This window comes from Campylobacter concisus, assembly GCF_003048905.1.
Taxonomy (GTDB): domain Bacteria; phylum Campylobacterota; class Campylobacteria; order Campylobacterales; family Campylobacteraceae; genus Campylobacter_A; species Campylobacter_A concisus_V.
This window is the reverse complement of sequence record NZ_PIRO01000001.1, coordinates 854,350-875,400: the sequence shown is the minus strand read 5'-3', so window position 1 is coordinate 875,400 and position 21,051 is coordinate 854,350. Positions and strand designations below refer to the sequence as shown.

General features: G+C 35.4%; 20 protein-coding genes and 1 tRNA gene. 14 read left to right on the top strand and 7 right to left on the bottom strand.

Annotated elements, in window-relative coordinates; genetic code table 11:
- Positions 1 to 221: 221 nt before the first annotated feature.
- From CVS95_RS04515 to CVS95_RS04465, 10 genes are all read left to right on the top strand, one after another.
- The gene (locus CVS95_RS04515) at positions 222 to 929 is read left to right on the top strand and encodes a hypothetical protein (protein ID WP_107695717.1); all 708 of its coding nucleotides are present in this window, start codon (positions 222 to 224) and stop codon (positions 927 to 929) included.
- A 65-nt stretch (positions 930 to 994) separates the two neighbouring features.
- Positions 995 to 2,206: a glycosyltransferase family 4 protein gene (locus tag CVS95_RS04510; RefSeq protein WP_107695716.1), complete on the top strand. Its 1,212-nt coding sequence runs from the start codon at positions 995 to 997 to the stop codon at positions 2,204 to 2,206.
- A complete protein-coding gene (locus CVS95_RS04505) occupies positions 2,206 to 2,634 on the top strand; it encodes a hypothetical protein (protein WP_084109755.1) in 429 nt (142 codons plus the stop codon). The genes CVS95_RS04510 and CVS95_RS04505 overlap by 1 nt, the downstream gene beginning before the upstream one ends.
- Entirely contained in the window at positions 2,631 to 3,755 is a 1,125-nt protein-coding gene (locus CVS95_RS04500; RefSeq protein WP_107695715.1) for a DegT/DnrJ/EryC1/StrS family aminotransferase, read from the top strand. The genes CVS95_RS04505 and CVS95_RS04500 overlap by 4 nt, the downstream gene beginning before the upstream one ends.
- Positions 3,752 to 4,516 (top strand): class I SAM-dependent DNA methyltransferase, encoded by a 765-nt coding sequence (locus CVS95_RS04495; RefSeq protein ID WP_107695714.1) that lies wholly within the window; start codon positions 3,752 to 3,754, stop codon positions 4,514 to 4,516. The genes CVS95_RS04500 and CVS95_RS04495 overlap by 4 nt, the downstream gene beginning before the upstream one ends.
- The gene (locus CVS95_RS04490; protein WP_107695713.1) at positions 4,492 to 5,703 is read left to right on the top strand and encodes a hypothetical protein; all 1,212 of its coding nucleotides are present in this window, start codon (positions 4,492 to 4,494) and stop codon (positions 5,701 to 5,703) included. Before CVS95_RS04495 ends, CVS95_RS04490 begins: the two co-directional genes overlap by 25 nt.
- On the top strand, positions 5,696 to 6,448 hold the full coding sequence (locus CVS95_RS04485; protein ID WP_107695712.1) for a glycosyltransferase: 753 nt from the start codon (positions 5,696 to 5,698) through the stop codon (positions 6,446 to 6,448). The genes CVS95_RS04490 and CVS95_RS04485 overlap by 8 nt, the downstream gene beginning before the upstream one ends.
- A 10-nt stretch (positions 6,449 to 6,458) precedes the next feature.
- The gene (locus CVS95_RS04480) at positions 6,459 to 7,439 is read left to right on the top strand and encodes a glycosyltransferase family 2 protein (RefSeq protein WP_107695711.1); all 981 of its coding nucleotides are present in this window, start codon (positions 6,459 to 6,461) and stop codon (positions 7,437 to 7,439) included.
- Positions 7,440 to 7,460: 21 nt separating this feature from the next.
- Positions 7,461 to 8,591, top strand: a complete 1,131-nt coding sequence (locus tag CVS95_RS04475; RefSeq protein WP_107695710.1) for a glycosyltransferase family 4 protein — start codon at positions 7,461 to 7,463, stop codon at positions 8,589 to 8,591.
- Positions 8,592 to 9,142: 551 nt separating this feature from the next.
- Positions 9,143 to 9,218, top strand: a tRNA-Val gene (locus CVS95_RS04465).
- A gap of 74 nt (positions 9,219 to 9,292) precedes the next feature.
- Here the strand turns inward: CVS95_RS04465 and CVS95_RS04460 are convergent.
- The 4 genes from CVS95_RS04460 to CVS95_RS04445 form a co-directional block, all read right to left on the bottom strand.
- Complete coding sequence (locus CVS95_RS04460) at positions 9,293 to 10,711, bottom strand: alanine/glycine:cation symporter family protein (RefSeq protein WP_107695709.1); 1,419 nt, start codon at positions 10,709 to 10,711, stop codon at positions 9,293 to 9,295.
- Between the two features lie 88 nt (positions 10,712 to 10,799).
- Complete coding sequence (locus CVS95_RS04455) at positions 10,800 to 11,315, bottom strand: ATP-dependent DNA helicase RuvA (RefSeq protein WP_103648579.1); 516 nt, start codon at positions 11,313 to 11,315, stop codon at positions 10,800 to 10,802.
- A gap of 84 nt (positions 11,316 to 11,399) precedes the next feature.
- Complete coding sequence (locus CVS95_RS04450; RefSeq protein WP_234400032.1) at positions 11,400 to 12,566, bottom strand: replication-associated recombination protein A; 1,167 nt, start codon at positions 12,564 to 12,566, stop codon at positions 11,400 to 11,402.
- A gap of 20 nt (positions 12,567 to 12,586) precedes the next feature.
- Complete coding sequence (locus tag CVS95_RS04445) at positions 12,587 to 13,117, bottom strand: pyridoxamine 5'-phosphate oxidase family protein (protein ID WP_107695707.1); 531 nt, start codon at positions 13,115 to 13,117, stop codon at positions 12,587 to 12,589.
- Between the two features lie 81 nt (positions 13,118 to 13,198).
- Here CVS95_RS04445 and CVS95_RS04440 point away from each other — a divergent pair, with 81 nt between their 5' ends.
- Positions 13,199 to 13,492, top strand: coding sequence for a hypothetical protein (locus tag CVS95_RS04440; RefSeq protein ID WP_107695706.1), 294 nt, complete (start codon positions 13,199 to 13,201; stop codon positions 13,490 to 13,492).
- 1 nt (position 13,493) lies between these two features.
- Here CVS95_RS04440 and ung read toward each other — a convergent pair whose 3' ends face one another.
- Positions 13,494 to 14,186: a uracil-DNA glycosylase gene (ung, locus tag CVS95_RS04435; protein WP_107695705.1), complete on the bottom strand. Its 693-nt coding sequence runs from the start codon at positions 14,184 to 14,186 to the stop codon at positions 13,494 to 13,496.
- Positions 14,187 to 14,250: 64 nt separating this feature from the next.
- Between ung and CVS95_RS04430 the strand changes: the two genes are divergently transcribed.
- From CVS95_RS04430 to infC, 3 genes are all read left to right on the top strand, one after another.
- Positions 14,251 to 14,826, top strand: coding sequence for a YbaK/EbsC family protein (locus CVS95_RS04430; protein ID WP_107695704.1), 576 nt, complete (start codon positions 14,251 to 14,253; stop codon positions 14,824 to 14,826).
- A 344-nt stretch (positions 14,827 to 15,170) separates the two neighbouring features.
- On the top strand, positions 15,171 to 16,991 hold the full coding sequence (thrS, locus tag CVS95_RS04420; RefSeq protein WP_107695702.1) for a threonine--tRNA ligase: 1,821 nt from the start codon (positions 15,171 to 15,173) through the stop codon (positions 16,989 to 16,991).
- Positions 16,988 to 17,506 carry a translation initiation factor IF-3 gene (infC, locus tag CVS95_RS04415; protein WP_087586816.1) on the top strand — a complete coding sequence of 173 codons (519 nt, stop codon included), beginning with the start codon at positions 16,988 to 16,990 and terminating at the stop codon, positions 17,504 to 17,506. The genes thrS and infC overlap by 4 nt, the downstream gene beginning before the upstream one ends.
- Positions 17,507 to 18,824: 1,318 nt before the next feature.
- Here the strand turns inward: infC and gdhA are convergent.
- Together gdhA and CVS95_RS04405 are read right to left on the bottom strand one after the other, a co-directional pair.
- Positions 18,825 to 20,183, bottom strand: a complete 1,359-nt coding sequence (gene gdhA, locus CVS95_RS04410; protein WP_107695701.1) for an NADP-specific glutamate dehydrogenase — start codon at positions 20,181 to 20,183, stop codon at positions 18,825 to 18,827.
- Between the two features lie 196 nt (positions 20,184 to 20,379).
- The gene (locus CVS95_RS04405) at positions 20,380 to 20,964 is read right to left on the bottom strand and encodes an SMI1/KNR4 family protein (protein ID WP_107695700.1); all 585 of its coding nucleotides are present in this window, start codon (positions 20,962 to 20,964) and stop codon (positions 20,380 to 20,382) included.
- Positions 20,965 to 21,051: the final 87 nt, after the last annotated feature.

Genomic DNA, 21,051 nt, shown 5'->3' with positions numbered 1-21,051 from the left:
TAATAGATAAAAATAAGCACAAGAGCATAAGAGTTTATGGCATATGTAGAGAGTTGATAAAACATATTTATGATATTGATATATTTTAATATGTAAATTTTGGAGGTAGCAATATATATAATTTTCGAAAAAGCTTATAAATGGACAATATAGATTGGGCAATTTTTTGTCTATTTGTAATTTGGGTAATTTTGCATTGACTGTAAGGTTGAAAGAAGGATTTGAATGGAGAGGTATGTAAAAAATGTGGATTATTAAAAAATTTTAATAAATTAAGACCAGAAGATATAAATAGTTTTTATGAATCAGTAGAATATCAATCTATTTGTATGTGGGATTTAGACGATGAAATACATTTTAATTTAGAATATAAAGTTATGAGTAAATATTTTATTGAAATTGTTAATAGACTTTCTTTGGAACCATCTGAAACTAGAATCATGGAGATAGGGTCCTATTCTAGTAGAATTTTATTTGCCCTAAAAGAGCGGAGTGTCTCTTTAGCAAAAAGTTATTATATAGACTCACACAGGATCGAATATAGCAAAAAATTTATAGAAGAACTAGAAGTTTTAGATGTATTAGCTATCAACTCAATAAATTATGATAATTATATTCTTCTAAGTAATATTTTAGAACACTTAAGTGGCCCATTAATCTTTTTAAAAAAATTATCAAGGTGGCTAAGCACAGACGAGGTCAAGATAATTATTGATACTCTAAATTTGGAAACTTATTATGTATATGGCAATAAATTTAATAGATTTTTATATATTGGACATATTTGGTATTTTAGTTCAATTATTACTGAAAGGCTATTAAATAATGCTATCTTAAAGATCTGGAATATTATTTTAAGAAAATCTGACTTTGCTATAATTTGTAGTAAAAATAAAAGTTTTGTTGCGAATGCTAATAATAGTTATTGAAATAGTACATTTCCAATTAATTATACAAACCATATGAATACCTAAAGATAAAATAAGGAGATCTAGTGCAAAAAATATTATATACGAGTCCAATTTTGGAATATCCAGCAGCTGGTGGACCACAGCTTAGAGTGGAAAATAGCATAAAAGCTCTTTCAAAGATTTCTGAGTTGTACGTAGTATCTAGGCAAGCAGAGTATTTTATTGGAGGTAAAAGGGCTATTAATTTCTATAAAAATATTTGCCAAGAATTTTTTTTTACACCATCGGTATCAAATCTTTGTTACAACAAATATTATAGAAAGATTCAAAGAGTTTATAGAAGATTGTTTTCAAATACATTGGCACAAGATGCTGAGTTTATAGTTTCTTTAGCACAAAGAAAAAACATAAAAGTTGTTTGGTTTGGATTCGGAAATATATCATATGATTTAATAAAAGAAGTAAAGAAGATTAATCCATGCTTAAAAATTGTGTGTGATACTGATAGTGTTTGGTCCAGATTTATTTTGAGGGAATTGCCATATGAAACTGATTCTAAAAGAATAAAACAAATCAAAAGTGATGGGTTAAAAAAAGAGTTAGAAGAAAAAGAATGGGTTAATGTTTGTGATATTACTACCGCAGTTTCAACAGTGGATGCAGAATATTATAAAGATTTGGCAGAAGATAAATCGAAAATAATGTTATTTTCAAATGTAATAGATTTGTCAGAATATTCTATACCTGTTGATATACCGTCAGACTTTATTTCACCTAGTATTTATTTGGCTGGAACATTTAGTCCCAAAAGCCCTATGGATAAAGCCACAAGATGGTTTATAAACAATATTTTTCCTTTAATAAAAAAGGATATACAAGATATTCATTTTTATATTATTGGTAATGGGTCGAAAGAGACTCTTTGTGATATCAACGAAAGCTCTATTTCTATACTTGGAAAGGTTGATTCTGTATTGCCATACCTAAGATCAATTGATGTAGCTTTGGTGCCATTGCAATTTGAGTCAGGAACTAGGTTTAAAATAATGGAAGCAGCGGCATGTAAAAAGCCAATTGTTTCTACTACTTTGGGAGCTGAAGGGATTCCGGTTAAAGATAAAATAGAGGTGTTATTGGCCGATAATGAAGTGGACTTTGCTAATGCTGTAATAAAATTAATAAAAGATAAAGCATTTGCAAATTTTATATCCGAAAATTGCTATAGACTTATAAAGAAATTTAATAGCATAGATAGCTTGGTTTCAGAAGGAAATAAAATATTAAAGAGGTTATAATGATACAAAATATAACATATAATCAAAAATTATTATCAGTAATCATAAGAGCAAACTATGAAAAGGATGGAATAGAATTTTTTACTCCGGATGATTTTTCTCAGCAGCTCGCATACATGAAAAGACCTAAAAATTATGTAATTCCTCCACATGTTCATAATGCAGTATCTAGAGAAGTTCAGTATACTCAAGAGGTTTTATATATTAAAAGTGGTAAAGTAAGAGTTGATTTTTATGATGACAATAAAAATTATTTGCAAAGCACTATACTCAACAAAGGAGACGTAGTACTTCTAGCTTTTGGCGGACATGGTTTTGAGATGATAGAAGAAAGTGAAATTATTGAAGTAAAGCAAGGTCCTTATGCAGGGGAAATGGATAAAATAAGGTTTGAACCAGTGCAAAAAGAAAGATTGGAGATTAAATGATGGACTTTATACCAGTAAATGAGCCATTACTAAATGGTAATGAAAAAAAATATCTAAATGAGTGTATAGATACTGGGTGGATAAGTAGCGAAGGTCCATTTATAAAAAAATTTGAAGAAAATATGTCTAGCTATATAGGTAGAAAATATGCTGTTGCTGTAACAAATGGAACCGCTGCTCTTGAGATGGCTATAGAAGCGCTTGAGCTTGGTAAAAATGATGAAGTTATAATGCCTAGTTTTACAATAATATCTTGTGCTCAAGCAGTTGTGAAAGTTGGGGCAAAGCCAGTATTAGTAGATAGCGAGTATGATAGCTTTAATATGAAAGTGGAAGATATTGAGGCAAAAATTACACCAAATACAAAAGCCATAATGGTTGTTCATATATATGGGCTACCTGTGGATATTGATCCGATTTTAAATTTGGCAAAAAAATATAATCTTAGAATTATAGAAGATGCAGCCGAGATGCATGGACAGACATATAACAATAAAATGTGTGGGTCTTTTGGCGATATAAGTATATTTAGTTTTTATCCAAATAAACATGTTACAACTGGTGAGGGTGGCATGGTATTAACAGATGATGAAAATTTGTATGAGAAATGCAAAAGTTTAAGAAATCTTTGTTTTTCGTCAGATGGAAAGAAAAGATTTATTCACGAAAGACTTGGGAGCAATCTTAGAATGACAAATATCCAGGCGGCACTCGGAGTTGCACAATTGGAAAGGATAAAGGAACATATAATTAAAAAAAGATGGATAGGCAGTATGTATCAGGAGCTGCTCGGCGATATAGATACCATAAATTTACCTATAAAAAATAAGCCATTTGCAGAAAATATTTATTGGGTATTTGCCATTACACTTAAAGATGTTTGCAAAAAAATAGCAAAAGATATTATGCAAGAACTTGCTATTAAAGGAGTTGGAACCAGACCTTTTTTTTATCCCATGCATGAACAACCAGTTTTTAAAAATATGGGACTTTTTAAAAATGAAGACTATCCAAATGCTAAAAAACTTTATGAAAGAGGATTTTATATTCCAAGTGGCCTAGCAATTACGGAAGAACAAATAAAAGAAGTTTCGAAAATTATGCATGAGGTTTTAAAATGAAACAATTTGGAGATTTATATTCAAAATACTATGATCTTCTTTATGAAGATAAAAATTATTCTGGTGAAGTTGAATATATAGATTTTCTAATAAAAAAGAATTGTCAAAATGCTAAAACGTTGCTAGATATGGGCTGTGGCACCGGAAAACATGCTGAACTTTTATGTGAAAAGGGCTATAAAGTTCACGGTATAGACTTAAGCCAAGATATGCTTAAAATTGCAAATAAAAGAAAGATTGGAAAGGAAGACAGGCTTGATTTTAGTCATTCAAGTATTCAAAATTTAAATATTGATAAAAAATTTGATGTAACTACTTCCTTGTTTCATGTTATGAGTTATCAAAATACGAATAGTGAGCTATTAAAAGTATTTGAGATAGCTAAGAAGCATTTAAATACACATGGAATTTTTATTTTTGATTTTTGGTATGGACCAGCCGTGCTTACGGATTTGCCGGTAACTAGAATTAAGAGACTTGAAGATAAGAATATAAAAATAACAAGACTTGCAGAGCCTATTATTTATGCCCAAAGAAATATTGTAGACGTGAACTATGATATTTTTATAGAAGATAAGATATCGAAAAAAGTAGTAGAAAAAAAAGAATTGCACAAAATGAGGTATTTTTTTGATACGGAGCTAGAATTTATTTGTGAAACGGTTGGTCTTAAGATTTTAAAGAAATATGAATGGATGAGCTATAGAAAACCTAGTTTTAAGAGTTGGAATGTGACATGGATAGTAAGAAAAGAATTTTGATTATTCATCCTGAAGGAAATATTTATAATAATCCAAATTTATATTCAATAATTAAGTTATTGAATGCTAACTATAGTTTAGAAATTTTTTTACCGAATTTAAAGGTGGCATATGATAGCCTTGAGTTTAAACATATAGTTAAGGTTTACAATAAAATATTCAATAGAATATTTAATAGAATTTTATGGAATCGTTTTTTATTTAAATTTTTTTATAAATTTTTTGAAAAAAAATATTTCTCAAGAGATTTGTATGATTTGATTATAGGTGTAGATCAACTTGGGCTACTATTGGCAAGCGAATTTGCAAAAAGAATAAAAGTTCCATTTGGACTTATATCGTATGAAATTTTTTTTTATGATGAATGTGGCTACAAAGAAAAAAAAATAGAAATAAATGCATCACAAGAATTAGATTTTGCAATAACTCAAGATGATATCAGGGCAAGATTTCTTTCTGAAGAAAATAAAATAAGTAGTAAAAAAATTTTCACAATACCAGTATCATCATCAGATTTTTTTTCTTATAAAAAAGAGTATTTAATTTATGATGAGCTTGATATTCCAAAAGATAAGAACATATTAATATTTATAGGATCGGTTGATAGATGGACTTGTATTGACAAGGTTTTAGCAAATGTTGATAATTTTCCAGATTCTTGGGTATTTGTTTTACATGATAGATATGGTGATACACAAAAAAAAGTAAATAAGCTATACCCACATATTCTTAAATACAAGAATAAGAAAGTATATTTTTCAAATATAAAAATAAAAGATACTGGCGATATGCATAAAATATTACATTGCGCAGATTTGGGGTTAGCAACATATTGTCCTAATTTTGCCAATAAATATACGGGAAAAAATATTGAATTTATTGGGCTAGCTTCTGGGAAAATAAGTACTTATTTGCAAAATGGATTACCAATTATAACTACAAAAAATAAAATTTTGGATGAGAGTATTAAAAAGAATAATTTAGGTTTTTCTATAAAAAGTATAGAAGAAATTCCAGTTATATTAGAACACTTTAAACCATCTCGGCATATTAATAAAGCTTGCATAGATTTTTTTTATAAAGAGTTAAGCTTCGATAATTATTCAAAAGATCTATTAAGATTGATAGAAAAATTATTAAATAAGACTGATGAGGTGAATAACATATTAAAAGAAACCAATGAATAAAGATATCTACTATAAAAATTATGAAGAAAGGCCCACAAGACTTAGTGTAATTACCGCAACTTATAATGTAGAAAAATTCTTACCTAGATTAATAAAAAGTCTACAAGAGCAAGTCGATAAAGATTTTGAGTGGATCATTTCTGATGGAGTGTCTAGCGATAAGACTTTAGAAATTTTAAAAAATACTGGCGGGATAAATATAAAAGTAATTTCGGGCGAAGACTTTGGGATTTATGATGCTTTAAATAGAGGCATAAAAGCTTGTAATGGAGAATTCTATCTTGTTATCGGTGCTGATGATGAGCTTTATCCAAATGCTATTAAAGATTATAAGAAAGCCATGGGGGACGGTGTAGACATAATAACAGCTTGTATTGATACTAATAATGGCAAAATTGAGCCAAATGGTGGACCAAGATGGCTAAAGGCACAAGCTCACTACATCTCTGGACATGCTGTAGGCTCAATATACCGCACAAGTCTTCATCAAAAACTTGGTTACTATTCAAGAAAATTTCCAATAGCGGCAGATCAGCTATTTGTATTGACTGCTGCAAATTATGGGGCAAAGATAAAAGTTGTAAAAAGTGTTGTAGGTAAATTTTCAAATTATGGAGTTAGTAGTATTGATATGTTAGGAGCTCTTTGTGAATTTTATAGAGTTCAGGTGGTGATGGGCGAAAATAAATTTGTGCAAACTACTCTATTTATTTTAAGACTTATTAAAAATTTTAGAAAATTATAAAGATATATAAATGAAAGACTATGGTGTTTCTATAATAGTTCCCATATATAATGTGGAGAAATATATAGAAAAATGTGCAACTACGCTTTTAGAGCAAGACTATAACAATATAGAGTATATTTTTGTAAATGATTGCACTCCAGATAGTTCTATGAAAATTTTGAAGGATATTATTGAAAGATACCCAAATAGAAAAAGCCATGTAAAAATCATTAATAAAATAAAAAATGAAGGCTTACCGCAAGCTAGAAAAAGTGGGTTGAAAATATCAAGTGGCAAATACATTTTACATGTAGATAGTGACGACTGGGTCGATAAAGATATGGTAAGTTCTTTGATGAGTGAAGCTAGAAAAAGTTATGCAGACATAGTTTGTTTTGACTATATTAAAGAATTTAATAAAAAAAGCGTTGTAAAAAGTTTTTTTTATACAAAAAATTACCCAAAGTCTAATTTGAACTTTGTAAAAGCTATTTTATCTCATGAAATTTCTGTTTCCATGTGTGATAAATTGGTTAAAAGAGAGCTTTATGAAAATGTTGAATTTCCATATTTTTCACACTGTGAAGATAGTTTTGTAAATTTACAGCTTGTTTATTGGGCAAAAAAAATTACTCACATTGCAAAACCATTTTATCACTATAGAACAAATCCTAATTCGCTTTCTAGTAGTTTTTCAAATAATAAAAAAGCTCTTGATGATTTTGCTGATTTTAGCAGAGCTGTAAAGAATTTTTTGATACAAAAAGATCTTTTTGATGAATATTTTAAATTTCACATTCCTACTATTTTAAAATTTACTTTGGATTATTCTGAAAGTGATTTTAAAAAACAAATAAATGCTATATGCCCAGAAGCAAATAATATAAAATACGTTTTTCAAATCAATAGAAATATAATCTATAAAATTTTATATAGCACTGTTTTTATAGGGTTCCCACAAATTTTTGTTTTTGCAAAAAAAGTATTTATTAAGCTTAGAAATTTTTAGATTCATATGATTGGAGTTGCTATGAAAATTTTTATAATCGGTAATGTCTCGTCTATGATGATAAATTTTAGAGAAGAGCTCATAAAATTACTTGTATCAAAAGGGCATGATGTCTACTGTTTAGTTAGTGACTACAATGAAAAAAGTAGAAAAAAAATAATCTCATTGGGTGCAAAACCGCTTGACCACACTTTAAATGCAAAAGGGCTAAATCCATTTAAAGATCTCATTGCTACATATGATTTGGTTAAACTATTTAGGCAATATAGGCCAGATGCGATTTTTTCTTTTTTTGTTAAACCAGTTATTTTTGCAACTATAGCCGCAAAAATAGCAAGAGTGCCACGAATAGTAGGCATGATAGAAGGGCTTGGCGGGGCTTTTACAGTTCATAAAAATGGGCAAACAAAAAAGGCAAAAATTATCAAAACTATACAAGTTTTTTTATATAAAATTTCACTACCATCTCTTGACGAGCTTATATTTTTAAATAATGACGATAAAAAGGATTTGATTGATAGATACAATATAAAAGTAAAGTCCATAAATATATTAGGTGGTATAGGTGTTGATCTTGATAAATTCTCATATACTAAAGCAAATACTGATCCTATAAGTTTTATTTTTATAGCAAGACTTCTTGCAGAAAAGGGAATATTTGAGTATTTAGAGGCAGCTAAAATCGTAAAAGAAAAATATAAAGATGTAAAGTTTTATATATTTGGTGGTTTTGATGAGCACAATCCATTTGGATTAACGCAAGAAGAGCTAAAACCTTATCTTGATAGTGGCGTAGTTATATATCCTGGCTTCGTAAATGATATAAAAGAACGGATAGTGAATAGTTCCATTTTTGTCTTGCCTTCGTATTACAGAGAAGGTGTGCCAAGAAGTACGCAGGAAGCCATGGCAATAGGAAGGGCAGTAATAACCACAAATGGCGTAGGATGCAAAGAAACTGTTGAAGATGGAGTAAATGGATTCTTGGTGCCACCATTTGATAGTAAAATTTTGGCACAAAAGATGATTTATTTTATACAAAATTCAGAAATGATAGTCCAAATGGGTATGGAAAGCAGAAAAATAGCTGAAGTAAAATTTAACATAAATGAAAAGAATGAAAGACTTGCAAAAATTATTATTGGGAAATAGCACATTGCCATTTTTAGGTTTTTAATTTAAAAATTTATATTGACTTGACTTCGGCAAGTTCATCGTGATTTAAATAATAAAACCAAGACAAGCTCACTAGTTTTCTAGGCTAGACTTCTACCCCGTTAGTCCACTAACTGATTTTGTATTATTCTTGTCAGCCTTTTGTTTTAAAATTCCTATTCATCTTTTGTAGGTTTAAACTCGTCTTTGAAGAATTTTTAGTATCAATCTTTTGCTCCAGCATCTTATTTTCATAAATTTTATATGTTAGCTTCCAGTATTCAAGATAATTTCCAAAGCTAGCACCATGTCCTACATCATAGTGGCAGCTTACACATTTTAGCTCTTTAGGGGTGCCAAGAGGTTTTTGTGGCGATAACTTGTGAGTTGCAGATATTGACTAGGTAGTTTTCATCTTTACCGATAACTGCGAGGTAAGCGTTAGCTAATTCTAATTTTTTCCATTGCATTTACTGCTTATAAATAAATTTAATTACTAAAGAATTAAGCTAAATAAAATAGAAAATAAAATATAATCCCAAATCTTTGGTCCCGTAGCTCAGTTGGTAGAGCACTACCTTGACATGGTAGTGGTCGATGGTTCGAGTCCATTCGGGGCCACCACTTCTAACAAAACATCCCAAAAAAGAGATTTAAAAATTAATTATTAGTAAATTTTATAAAGATGCGGTAAAGACTTATTTTAAATAATCTTTCACATCATACTCTTTACCAGCATCGTGATCTTTTAAAAGCTTTGCCACAATAGGGCTTAAAATGATGATGGCAATTAAATTTGGTACGACCATCAAGCCATTAAACATATCTGCTAGGCTCCAGACAAAATCAACCTTTTGTAAGCTTCCCAAAAATACAAAAACGACTACCAAAATTTGAAAAGCTCTGACCGCCTTTGCCCCAAGAAGGTATCTTACGTTGATCTCAGCAAAGTAGTACCATCCAAGAATCGTTGTAAATGCAAAGAAAAATAGGCAGATCGCTACAAAGCTATAACCGCCAGTTTTGCCAAATATGTGCGACGAAAAGGCCTCTTGCACCAAGGTGATACCTGTAAAGACTGCCTTGCCGTTTTCAAAGCTGATGACATTTGCGGTAAGTACTACAAAAACAGTTATATTTAAAACGATAAAAGTATCTACAAATACGCTCATTATGCCAAGTACTGCTTGATCGACTGGGTGTTTGACGTTAGCTGCAGCGTGTGCGTGTGGAGTTGAGCCCATGCCAGCTTCATTACTAAAAAGCCCTCTTGCTATGCCGTATCTCATCGCAGCTGCTATGCTAGCTCCAGTAGCTCCACCCCAAGCCGCTGAAGGATCAAATGCGGCTCTAAAAATGAGCGAGACTGCTTCTGGAATTTGCTGGAAATTTAAAAATATGATAGTTAGTCCTACACCTACGTAAAGTAGAGCCATGATAGGCACGATCTTTTCAGCTACTCTTGCGATCGCTTTTACGCCACCTATGAAGATGATTGCACAAACTATCGCCAAAAAGGCACCAGTTAGCCACTGTGGTATACCAAAAGCACCACTAAAGCCATCTGATATGGAGTTTGCTTGAACCATGTTGCCAATAAAACCAAGTGCAATGATGATAGCGATAGCGAAAAATCCAGCTAAAATTTTTGCCAATTTACCTTTTAAACCTCGGCTTATGTAAAATGCTGGTCCGCCTATTGTATGACCGCTGTCATCTTTTGTGCGGTAAATTTGAGCGAGGCAAATTTCAGCAAAATTTGTAGCCATGCCTAAAAATGCGGCACACCACATCCAAAATATAGCCCCAGGTCCTCCCATGATAAGAGCCGTCGTTGCGCCCACTAGATTGCCAGTACCTACTTGTGCGGCGATAGCAGTTGCGACTGCTTGAAACTGACTCATGCCGGCCTTGCCAGCCGCTTCGCCGTGGAGTGAGAAATTTCCAAAAAGCTCTTTTAGCCCCATTTTAAACTTAAAAATTTGAACAAAGCCAAGCCTAATGGTAAAAAAGAGTCCAGTGCCGCAAAGTAGGGCGATAAGGAAGTATGGGCCCCAGAGAAATGAATTTATACTTTCGACACAATTATTTAAAATTTCAGCAAAATTTGTAGGCATTTTTTAACTTTCGTGATTGATTTGAATTCGAAAAGTATATTTGAAAAAATATAAAATTTAAATTAATAGCTAAAAAATTATGGCCGGGTTAAAATTTTATTCCAGTACTCTGTAAAACGATATGTGAGTAGTAGTAAAAGCTGTAAAATAGCCTATCATCATAGCTTAGCTCGTCTTGATCTACGATATCAAGATACTTTGGCTCTAGCATCTGCTCCATCTTTGCAAGCGGCTTTGCATGATCCATCTGCTCTACTTTTTCGCAAATTTCAAGCATAAATTTAAAAAACTCTTCAAGCTTACGTGAGATAAATTTAGCTGCATCGCCTTTTTCGCTTAGCGTACTTTTATAAATTCGCACTAAAAAAACGAGCGCAAAGGGCGTTGTGTGCCAAAATGTCTCTTGATACTCGCACTGAGCCACTATCTCATCAAGCAGCCCACCAAGCTCATTTTTATCAAATTTGCTACTTTTCACAGCCTTTGCAAGGGAGTTTAAAATTTGTGCAAAAAGCTCCGCCGTACCGTAACTACAGCTTAGTCTCTGCCATGGCACGTTTTCTATCTTTAAATTTGCTATATATGCCAAATTTTGCTCGTTCATCTGCACTCCTTTTTTAAATTTCACCCTTATACTTGCCGTAAATTGAAAAGAGCTCTTTTAAATTTGATAGAATAAAGTCTAATTTTAACCTTTTGATCTTATCTTTTCTAGCCACTCATTTAGTGTTTTTTCAAAGCCTATGCCCTTGCTTTTGTAAAAAACGAGCGGTTTTTCTAGGTATTTTTGCTCGACCCAGCCGCCAAAATCATGCGGATAAAGGTAGTCTTTGCTCTCTTTTGTGTGGTTTTTTAGATATGGCGGAATTTTTAAAATTTCTTCACTTTGCACGTATCTTAGGGCAGCATTTATCGCATTGTAGCTGGAGTTTGACTTTGGCGAGCTAGCTAGATAGATGGCGCACTGAGCTAGTATGATCCTAGCCTCTGGAAAGCCTATCTCCTTTACCACACTAAGCGTACTTGCGGCTAAATTTAGTGCATTTGGGTTTGCATTGCCGATGTCTTCGCTAGCAAATATCGCCATCCTTCTAGCGATGAAGTCTGCACTCTCGCCAGAGTCTATGAGCCTTGCGAGGTAGTAGATGACGGCGTTTTCGTCGCTTCCACGCATGCTTTTTATAAAAGCACTTGCTAGCTCGTAGTGCGTGTCGTCCTCTTTTGCTCCCTCTTTTAGGGCGTTTTGACGTAGTGTCTTTAAATTTTTCAGGCTCACATTTTCATCAAGTGTGACGGCAAATTCGAGTAAATTTAGCATAGCTCTTGCGTCACCACCACTACTTTTAAATAAATATTCTTTGGCTTCATCATCTATGCTAAAAGAAATTTGCTCCCTGATCTTGCCAAGAAGCTCCTCAAAATCGTCACTACTAAGCGGCCTAAACTCAAAGAGCATCGAGCGGCTTCTGATGCCTGAGCTTAGCGTGAAAAAGGGATTTTCCGTACTAGCGCCGATAACTAGGGCTTTGTAGTTTTCCATGGGGATTAGCAGTGCTTCTTGCTGGGTTTTGCTTAGGCGGTGGATCTCGTCTATGAAAAAGAGTGGTTTATTTAAGGCGTTTTCGTAGTTTTTTAAAATTTTGCGAAAGTCATCTATCTTCAAATTTCCGCCATCAAACTCGTAAAAGTCGTAGTTTGCACCGCTTGCCACAGCCCTTGCAAAGCTCGTCTTACCACAACCTGCTGGACCATAAAAGATGGAGTGTGGGATCTTCCAGGTGGCTATAAATTTTAAAAAAGCCGCTTTAACTGCCTTTTGCCCGCAAATTTCATCCAAGCTTTTTGGTCTAAACATCAGTGCAAGTGAGCTCAAATTTACTCCTTTACCGCTTTTGGCAAAATTTTGGCCTTTGCGCTAAGGCTCTCTATCTTTAGCTCGTAAATTTTCATATTTTTTAGCCCATACTCTGCCGCCACGTCAAAGGTGCTCATCGCGTAGGCGGTGTATTTTTGGCTAAGAATTTTTAAAATTTCATATTTTTTAGCTTCGTCTGTGATCTCGTAAACTCTAGTTTTTGCGATGGCACTTTTGTACTCAGTCGTAAAAACCTTGCCTCCAAGTGCCTTGCCATCGTCTTTTATCGCATCTAGCTCGCTTTCGCTTAGATACGGGACTTTGTTAAAACTAAAGCAGACAAACTCTACTTTTCGTCCATCTTGAAGTAGTTTTGCCTTACAGCCAGCGGTAGCTCCGTGTATAAAAATGCTTTCACCAACTCTAACAGGCGAGATCGGTACGCTAAAAATTTCTCCCTCATCATCCACGCATGAAATTACCGCATATTCGCATTCATCTATGATTTTTAAGCCATCTTCACGGCTTAGCTCTCTATCTTTTCGTCTCATTTTTTATCCTTTTTTTTGAAAGAGCATTTTAAAATTTAAGTGCTTAAAGGCTAGTATAACGCAAAAATTTCAAGGAAAAACATGAAAAAAATAGCTATTTTTGCCATTTTACTTGGCGTAAATTTAGTCCATGCAAACGATGTTTGCAATGAATATATCAAACAAAGTAGGCTCTATCTTGACGAGTTTTATGCCAAAGAGAGCAAGCGACTCGCAAACGATGAAAAGGCGTTAAGACTTTTTGAGCTTAAATTTGATGAGTTTAAACAAAGACAAAGCGGCCAAGAGGCGATGATACTTCAAAACAAAGATGAGAAATTTTGCAAAAGAAAGCTTGAAGAGACAAACAAACTTTTAAATGATCTAAAAAAATAGATCAAATTTTTACGTTTAGATCCCAGTCTATTGGCGTTTTGCCGTGGTTTGCTAGGTAGATATTTGCCTTTGAAAAGTGTCTGCAGCCAAAAAATGCTCCACGAGCCAGTGGGCTTGGATGTGCTGCCTCTAAGATGAGGTGCTTGCTGGCGTTAATGAGCGGTACTTTGGCTCTAGCTGGATTGCCCCAAAGCATGAAAACTACGTTTTGTAAATTTTGGCTAACTTTTTTTATTACAGCGTCAGTAAAGCCCTGCCAGCCAAAGCTTGCGTGGGAATTTGCCACTCCAGCGCTAACGCTTAAAGTTGAGTTTAGAAGCAGCACGCCTTGCTTTGCCCATTTTGTGAGATCGCCGCTATTTGGCTCTTTTATACCAAGATCAGCGTAAATTTCTTTATAGATATTTACAAGACTTGGCGGGACTTTTACGCCATTTGGTACCGAAAAGCTTAGCCCCATGGCTTGATTTGCACCGTGGTATGGATCTTGGCCTAGGATGACGACTTTGACAGAGTGAAAAGGCGTTAGATTAAATGCATTAAAAATAAGCGCACTTGGTGGATAGACGACGCCAGTACTCTTTACTTTTAAGAAATTTTCTTTGATACGCGCGAAATTTTCACTCAAAAACTCATCTTTTAGCACCTCTTTCCAGCTTGGCTCAATCTTTATATCATCTAAATTTATCTGCATTTTCCTGCCTTTTGTAAGTTTTAGCGGTATAATTTTAACTAAAATTTATCTAAAGGAAAGAGTTGTGTCTGAGCAAATTTTTAATAAGATATATGAGCTTCTTAGCAAGAATGAAGCCAAATTTAAAGTCCTAAATCATGAGAGTGCGACCACTTCAGAAGAGGTGGCAAAACTTAGGGGAACAAAGATGAGCCAAGGCGCAAAGGCTCTAGTTTGCTCTATAAAAGGGGTAGATGAGGAAAAATTTAGGCAAATTTTTAAAGATGAAAATGTGCTAAATGATTATTTGCTAAGCGATGAAAAGCCAGCGATGAAGGCTGGTAAAATTTATATTTTGGCTATTTTGCCAGCCGATATGCAAGCAAATCTTGATAGCTTGACACAAAAATTTGACGGCAAAAGAGCAAGCCTAGCTAGTCCAGATGAAGTTTTGGCATTGACAGATTGTGTTTTTGGTTCAGTGCCACCATTTAGCTTTCATAAAAATTTGCACCTTGTTGTGGATGAGAGTTTGCTAGAGCGAAATGAGGAGATCGCCTTTAATGCGGGGCTTCTTGATAGATCTATCGTCCTAAACGCAAAAGACTACGCCAGGATAGTAAAGCCAGTGTTTGTTAAATTTGCAAAAGAAAAGTGCTAGGCTAACCACTTCCTAGCACTAAATATTGTCGGGAGAAAAATGAATTTAAATAATGCAAAGACGAGAAATTGCTAAATTCATTTCAAGAACAAATATTATCAGGCATAATCTTAAAATATAATAAATTATATAAATAAAAAGCTTTAAATTTAGGGATTTACACATTTAAATATAAATATAAATATAAATATTTTATAAAAAATTTATATATCAAAGCTTGTGGATTTAAAAAGAATTTATAAAAATTTGCTTAGTAAATATTAAGTTTAGCTTAAAGCCCATTTTGATAAAATCCTTAATCGTTCTTTTATCGTAAAAAAGACAATTTGATATAAGGAAAAACAATGAGCGATATCATCGCATACAAACTAAATGGCGAAATAGTCGATACTCAAAGTATCGTAGGGCGCGAAAGTAGTGCTGAGCCTATCTATTTTGACAACTCAAAAGAAGCACTGCACGTTATCAGACACTCCTGTGCGCACCTAATGGCACAAGCTATCAAATCACTCTATCCAAAGGCGAAATTTTTTGTCGGACCAAACGTAGAAGATGGATTTTATTATGATTTTAGAGTTGATGATGAGGGTACGAAGCTAGGCGAGAGCGATCTAGCAGCGATCGAAGATAAGATGAAAGAGCTTGCTGAGAAGAAATTTGACATCGTCAAAACCTGCTCAACCAAAGCTAATATGAGCGATAAATTTAAAGATGACGACCTAAAACAAGAGGTCTTAAAAAGAATTCCAGATGGCGAAGTGAGCAGCTACTCACAAGGCGATTTTGAAGACCTTTGCCGCGGACCACATGTGCCAAATACTAAATTTTTAAGATTTTTCAAACTTACGCGCGTGGCTGGGGCGTATCTAGGCGGTGATGAGAGCCGTGAGATGCTAACTAGAATTTACGGCACAGCTTACGCAGACAAAGAGAGCCTAAAAGAGCACATCCGCATCATCGAAGAGGCTAAAAAGCGCGACCATAGAAAACTTGGTACAGAGATGAAGCTATTTACATTTGACGACGAAGTGGGTGGCGGCCTACCGATCTGGCTACCATACGGCGGACGCTTGAGATCAAAACTAGAGCAAATTTTATACAAAGCTCACCGCGACCGTGGCTACGAGCCAGTGCGTGGTCCAGAGCTTTTAAAGGCTGATGTGTGGAGAAGAAGCGGTCACTACGCAAACTATAAAGAAAATATGTACTTTACAACGATCGATGAGGCAGAATACGGCATAAAGCCGATGAACTGCGTTGGTCACATTAAAGTCTATCAAAGTGACATCCGCTCTTACCGCGACTTGCCGCTTAAATTTTTCGAATACGGCGTCGTGCACCGCCATGAAAAAAGTGGCGTTTTACACGGACTTTTCAGGGTTAGAGAATTTGCGCAAGATGACTCACATATCTTTTGTATGCCAAGCCAGATCAAAGAAAATATCTTAGAAATTTTGAAATTTGCTGGCAAAATAATGGAAAATTTTGGTTTCCACTACGAGATGGAGATTTCAACCAAGCCTGCAAAAGCGATCGGCGGAGATGAAATTTGGGAAACGGCGACCAAAGCGCTAAAAGAAGCTCTTGATGAAAATGGCTTTAAATACGGTATCGATGAGGGCGGCGGCGCATTCTACGGTCCAAAAATCGACATTAAGATCACTGATGCGCTTAAGAGAAAGTGGCAGTGCGGCACGATACAAGTTGATTTTAACTTGCCAGAGCGCTTTGATCTAGGATACATCGATGCAAACAACGAAAGACAACGCCCCGTAATGCTTCACAGAGCACTGCTTGGCAGTTTTGAGAGATTCATAGGAATTTTACTTGAGCACACTGCTGGTGAGCTACCATTTTTTATCGCTCCTACGCAAGTCGTCATTGTACCTATTAGCGACGCACATTTAGACTACGCAAAAGAAATTTCACGCGAGCTAAGAAAGATCAATATCGATAGCGAGATCGCAAGTAAAAATGAGAGTTTAAATAAAAGAATAAGAACGGCTGAAAAACAAAGGGTGCCTATGATAGTCGTGCTAGGTGACAACGAAGTAGCGAACAAGAGCGTTGCGCTACGCGACAGACAGGCTAGGACGCAGAGCGATATGAGCTTGGCGGAATTTATAAATTTAACGAAGGAGAAACTTAGTGAGGTACATTTTTGAGTAAGGAAAATGAAGTATTGCTCAATGAGGACATAAGGGCGAGAGAGGTAAGATGTGTAGGGGATGATGGCACAGCATACGGTGTCATATCAAGAGAAGAGGCTTTAGAGATCTCAAATAAGCTTGGGCTTGATCTAGTGCTTATAGCGCCAGATGCGAAGCCGCCAGTTTGCAAGATAATGGACTATGGTAAATTTCGCTATCAGCAAGAGAAAAAGCAAAAAGAGGCCAAGAAAAAGCAAAAAACCATCGAGATAAAAGAGATAAAACTCTCTGTTAAGATCGCCCAAAACGATATAAACTACAAGGTTAAGCACGCAAGTGAGTTTTTGCAAGATGGCAAACACGTTAAATTTCGTGTATTTTTAAAGGGTCGCGAGATGAGCACTCCAGAAGCTGGCGTAGCTATGCTTGAGAAGGTCTGGGAGATGATCAAGGATGAGGCTGACCGCGACAAAGAGCCTATAATAGAAGGTCGTTATGTAAATATGCTTGTAACTCCAAAAAAGGGTTAAATTTTCACAAAGAGCAGGCTAGGGCTTGCTCTTTGTTACATTAAATTTTTAATACAAAAACTTATAAATAATTATTTTCCAAAAATCCTATCATTTTTATATGTATTAAATTTATGCAAAGGCGTTTGCAGGGTTGATATACCTTATGGTTAAATTTGATAGGCAAAATTTGGATGTGGTTTAAATTTAGTAAATTTTGGTCTTTACTTGCTGGAATTTACCCGCTTTGTTATCGCTCATATGGATGTTGTGCTGAAAATAATCTAGGCAAATCGACTCTCTTGCGAGCTTACAAATTTTTAGTACTTGCGTGAGTATTTTTAAGCTAAATTTTGCCTAATATCTAGCTAAATTTGGTAATGGGATATCGCTTTAATAATACTTTTTACAAAAAGCTTTGACTACTCTTGGTTTTATGTGGCGACCAAATTTGACAAAAAATTTGCTTGTTCGTGGATTAAATGTAGCAAATTTTAATTTTTGCTTACTAGAATTCGCTCCATCCTTTTTCTGCCAACCATTACATGGGCGCTTTGCTGAAATTCGACTAGGCAAGAGCTCGCCTGAAGGAGTGAATTTGATAACTTCTTTCGAGTTGTAAATTCATGGTGCCTGTGCGAGTGTTATAAGCTAAATTTCGCCTAGTAGCTGTATAAATTTGCTAAAAAATTCGCTTGTTTGTAGTTTAAATTTATAAAAGAGAATTTAGGCTGGGTGAGCATAAATTTACTAAATTTTATAAGCCATTTCTTGGCAAAAATCAAATGCCCTATAATCTGCTCGGATAAAATTTAGTGTTTGCTCATTCTCTGTCAGGGCTTCTTCATTTTGCCTTACTATATCGATGCCAGCTAACACTATAAAAATTTCTCGCTCGCAACGCACCTGCTACAAATTTCTTCATCTTTAAACAGCCACACATAAACATACCATTCGTGCAATCAAGCAAAAGCCTCCATGGCAAAAACTTTCAAATTTGTTGCACAAACCTCGCCACTCCACCATTTGCCACCACGCCAGCTTTTTTGACGAAATTTCTATTAAATGCTCTAAAAATAGTAATATGCTCGCCACCTTAGTATCAATATTTTAAATTTAGGCGAGCTTCAAATCCACATCTATCACACCACCGCGAATTTGTCAAAACGAACGCTGCATAAAATACTTCAAACTAGCGTAAATTTGATAGTTTGTCAGTAAAATTTGCTATACAAAAAGCAAACTCTCTTTTAGCTAAAAGTCCAAAATTATTTCATATTGATTTACGTCCAAATTTAGCTTGGACGCAAATTTATAGAGCAAAGAGCTAAAATCAGCCCTACACATATCCTTGATCTATCATTGCGTCAGCCACTTTTCTAAAGCCAGCGATATTTGAGCCAAGCACTAGGTTGCCCTCATCGCCAAATTCTTTACTTGTTTCGTAGCTTAGTTCAAAGATGTGGTTCATAATGCCATGAAGTCTGCGATCGACCTCCTCGAAGCTCCACGAAGTCATGCCAGCATTTTGCATCATCTCAAGACCGCTTGTTCCCACGCCGCCAGCGTTTGCTGCTTTTGCTGGAGCAAAGTAAAAGTCTTTTTGTGCAAGCATAAAATTTATCGCATCAAGCGTGCTTGGCATGTTTGCGCCCTCAGCCACGAAGCGGCAGCCATTTGCGTAAAGCACTTTTATGTCGGCTAGGTGAAGCTCGTTTTGTGTAGCACACGGGAAGGCTCCGTCGCATGGCACGTCCCAGACGCCGTTTCTGCCCTCTTTATATTCGCTCACGCTTACATATTTTGCATTTGGTCTAAATTTAGTGTATTCGCTAAGGCGAGTGCGTCTCACTTCTTTTAGCTCTTTAAGTACCGCTAGATCGATGCCCTCAGCGTCATAGATATATCCGTTTGAGTCAGAGACGGTGATAGGCAGTGCGCCTGCTTGATAGAGCTTTTCGACTGTGTAGATGGCGACATTTCCGCTGCCGCTGATGCTGCATTTTTTGCCCTCAAGCGATAGACCTGCTTTTTTTAGCATGTTTTGAGTGAAATATACTAATCCGTATCCAGTAGCCTCTGTGCGTGCTAGGCTGCCGCCCCAGTTTAGCCCCTTGCCTGTTAATATGCCATCAAACCTGCCAGTTAGCTTTTTATACTGGCCAAACATATAGCCGATCTCTCTAGCGCCCACGCCGATGTCGCCTGCTGGCACATCCACGGTATTACCGATGTGGCGGTAAAGCTCACTCATAAATGCTTGGCAAAATCGCATTATCTCGCCCTCGCTCTTGCCCTTTGGATCAAAGGTGCTACCGCCTTTTGCGCCGCCGATATTTACGCCAGTAAGCGAGTTTTTGAAAATTTGCTCAAATCCAAGAAATTTTAGTACGCCAAGATCGACGCTTGGGTGGAGCCTTAGACCGCCCTTGTATGGGCCAACGGCTGAGTTAAACTGCACGCGGTAGCCGTTATTTACCTTTGGTCTGCCATCATCGCCTGTGTATGTCACGCGAAAGATCACCGTGCGCTCAGGGATGACGATGCGCTCTAGGATCGCGTGTTTTTGGTACTTGCTCTCTCTTTTGATAAGCGGCTCTAGGCTGTTTAGAACCTCAGTCGCAGCTTGGACAAAGACGCCTTGACCTGGGTTGGTCTTCTTTATCCACTCCATCGTTTGTTCGATGTACTCGCTCATTTTTGCTCCTTTTTCCTTTTTTTGTAGTTAAATATTAACTCGGCTAGAAAAAATTTTTATTTAAAGATATTTTAATATTTTTATTTTGGGCAATGAGTGTTACATATCGAAACTAAATTTATAAAAAGTGGTTTTTGCATCACTTGTTGAGATAAATTTATAAAAGAGAATTTAGGCTGAGTGGAGCCTAAATTTACTAAATTTGCGCCACCTCTTGCCAAAAATCAAGTGCCGCGTCGTCTGCTTGGACAAAATTTAGGATTTGCTCGGATGATGGCAGAGTTTCTTCATTTAGCCTTGCTATATCGATACTAGCAAGTGCTATGAACAATTTCTCAAAGTCGCTTGCGATGCATCTACCGCAAAGCTCCTCATCTCCAAAGAGCCATGCATAGACCGTGCCACTTGTGCAATCAAGCAAAAATATCCACGGATCACCCACGGCAAAGACTATCAAATTTAAAGGGCGAGCCTTGCCACTCCACCATTTGCCACCAAACTCATCTACGCTATTTAGCCGCACTAGCTCGCTCGCGTAATCGCCTCTGGAGCCAAATTTGACATTGCAAATTTCAAAATTTCCAAGGTCAAATTTGCTTATTAGCTCTAAAAATTTAGCTGGGAAATTTACGCCAAGAGCTTCTTGTGCGTTTTTAAGTGCTTGTGTGGTAGCTTTAATGTCATTTTGAAGCAAGAGTCTCATGCCAGTCATACCCTCTTGCTCTAGTGGCAAGAAAATTTGATCTAACTTTTGAGCGATCTGGTTTAACTTTAAAAACATATCAGTCCTTTAATCTGCTGGATCTTGGCAAATTTTATCAAATTTATTTCAGCGTGTTTTTAATTTGACCCATTTGTCGCCAAACTT

Excerpts from the sequence above, each read along its gene's own strand:
- CVS95_RS04500 (WP_107695715.1), top strand. The coding sequence starts at position 2,631 with ATGATGGACTTTATACCAGTAAATGAGCCATTACTAAATGGTAATGAA.
- CVS95_RS04460 (WP_107695709.1), bottom strand. The coding sequence starts at position 10,711 with ATGCCTACAAATTTTGCTGAAATTTTAAATAATTGTGTCGAAAGTATA.
- CVS95_RS04505 (WP_084109755.1), top strand. The coding sequence starts at position 2,206 with ATGATACAAAATATAACATATAATCAAAAATTATTATCAGTAATCATA.
- CVS95_RS04405 (WP_107695700.1), bottom strand. The coding sequence starts at position 20,964 with ATGTTTTTAAAGTTAAACCAGATCGCTCAAAAGTTAGATCAAATTTTC.
- CVS95_RS04445 (WP_107695707.1), bottom strand. The coding sequence starts at position 13,117 with ATGAGACGAAAAGATAGAGAGCTAAGCCGTGAAGATGGCTTAAAAATC.
- CVS95_RS04440 (WP_107695706.1), top strand. The coding sequence starts at position 13,199 with ATGAAAAAAATAGCTATTTTTGCCATTTTACTTGGCGTAAATTTAGTC.
- CVS95_RS04450 (WP_234400032.1), bottom strand. The coding sequence starts at position 12,566 with ATGTTTAGACCAAAAAGCTTGGATGAAATTTGCGGGCAAAAGGCAGTT.
- CVS95_RS04485 (WP_107695712.1), top strand. The coding sequence starts at position 5,696 with ATGAATAAAGATATCTACTATAAAAATTATGAAGAAAGGCCCACAAGA.
- gdhA (WP_107695701.1), bottom strand. The coding sequence starts at position 20,183 with ATGAGCGAGTACATCGAACAAACGATGGAGTGGATAAAGAAGACCAAC.
- CVS95_RS04475 (WP_107695710.1), top strand. The coding sequence starts at position 7,461 with ATGAAAATTTTTATAATCGGTAATGTCTCGTCTATGATGATAAATTTT.
- CVS95_RS04495 (WP_107695714.1), top strand. The coding sequence starts at position 3,752 with ATGAAACAATTTGGAGATTTATATTCAAAATACTATGATCTTCTTTAT.
- CVS95_RS04455 (WP_103648579.1), bottom strand. The coding sequence starts at position 11,315 with ATGAACGAGCAAAATTTGGCATATATAGCAAATTTAAAGATAGAAAAC.
- CVS95_RS04490 (WP_107695713.1), top strand. The coding sequence starts at position 4,492 with ATGGATAGTAAGAAAAGAATTTTGATTATTCATCCTGAAGGAAATATT.
- ung (WP_107695705.1), bottom strand. The coding sequence starts at position 14,186 with ATGCAGATAAATTTAGATGATATAAAGATTGAGCCAAGCTGGAAAGAG.
- CVS95_RS04480 (WP_107695711.1), top strand. The coding sequence starts at position 6,459 with ATGAAAGACTATGGTGTTTCTATAATAGTTCCCATATATAATGTGGAG.
- thrS (WP_107695702.1), top strand. The coding sequence starts at position 15,171 with ATGAGCGATATCATCGCATACAAACTAAATGGCGAAATAGTCGATACT.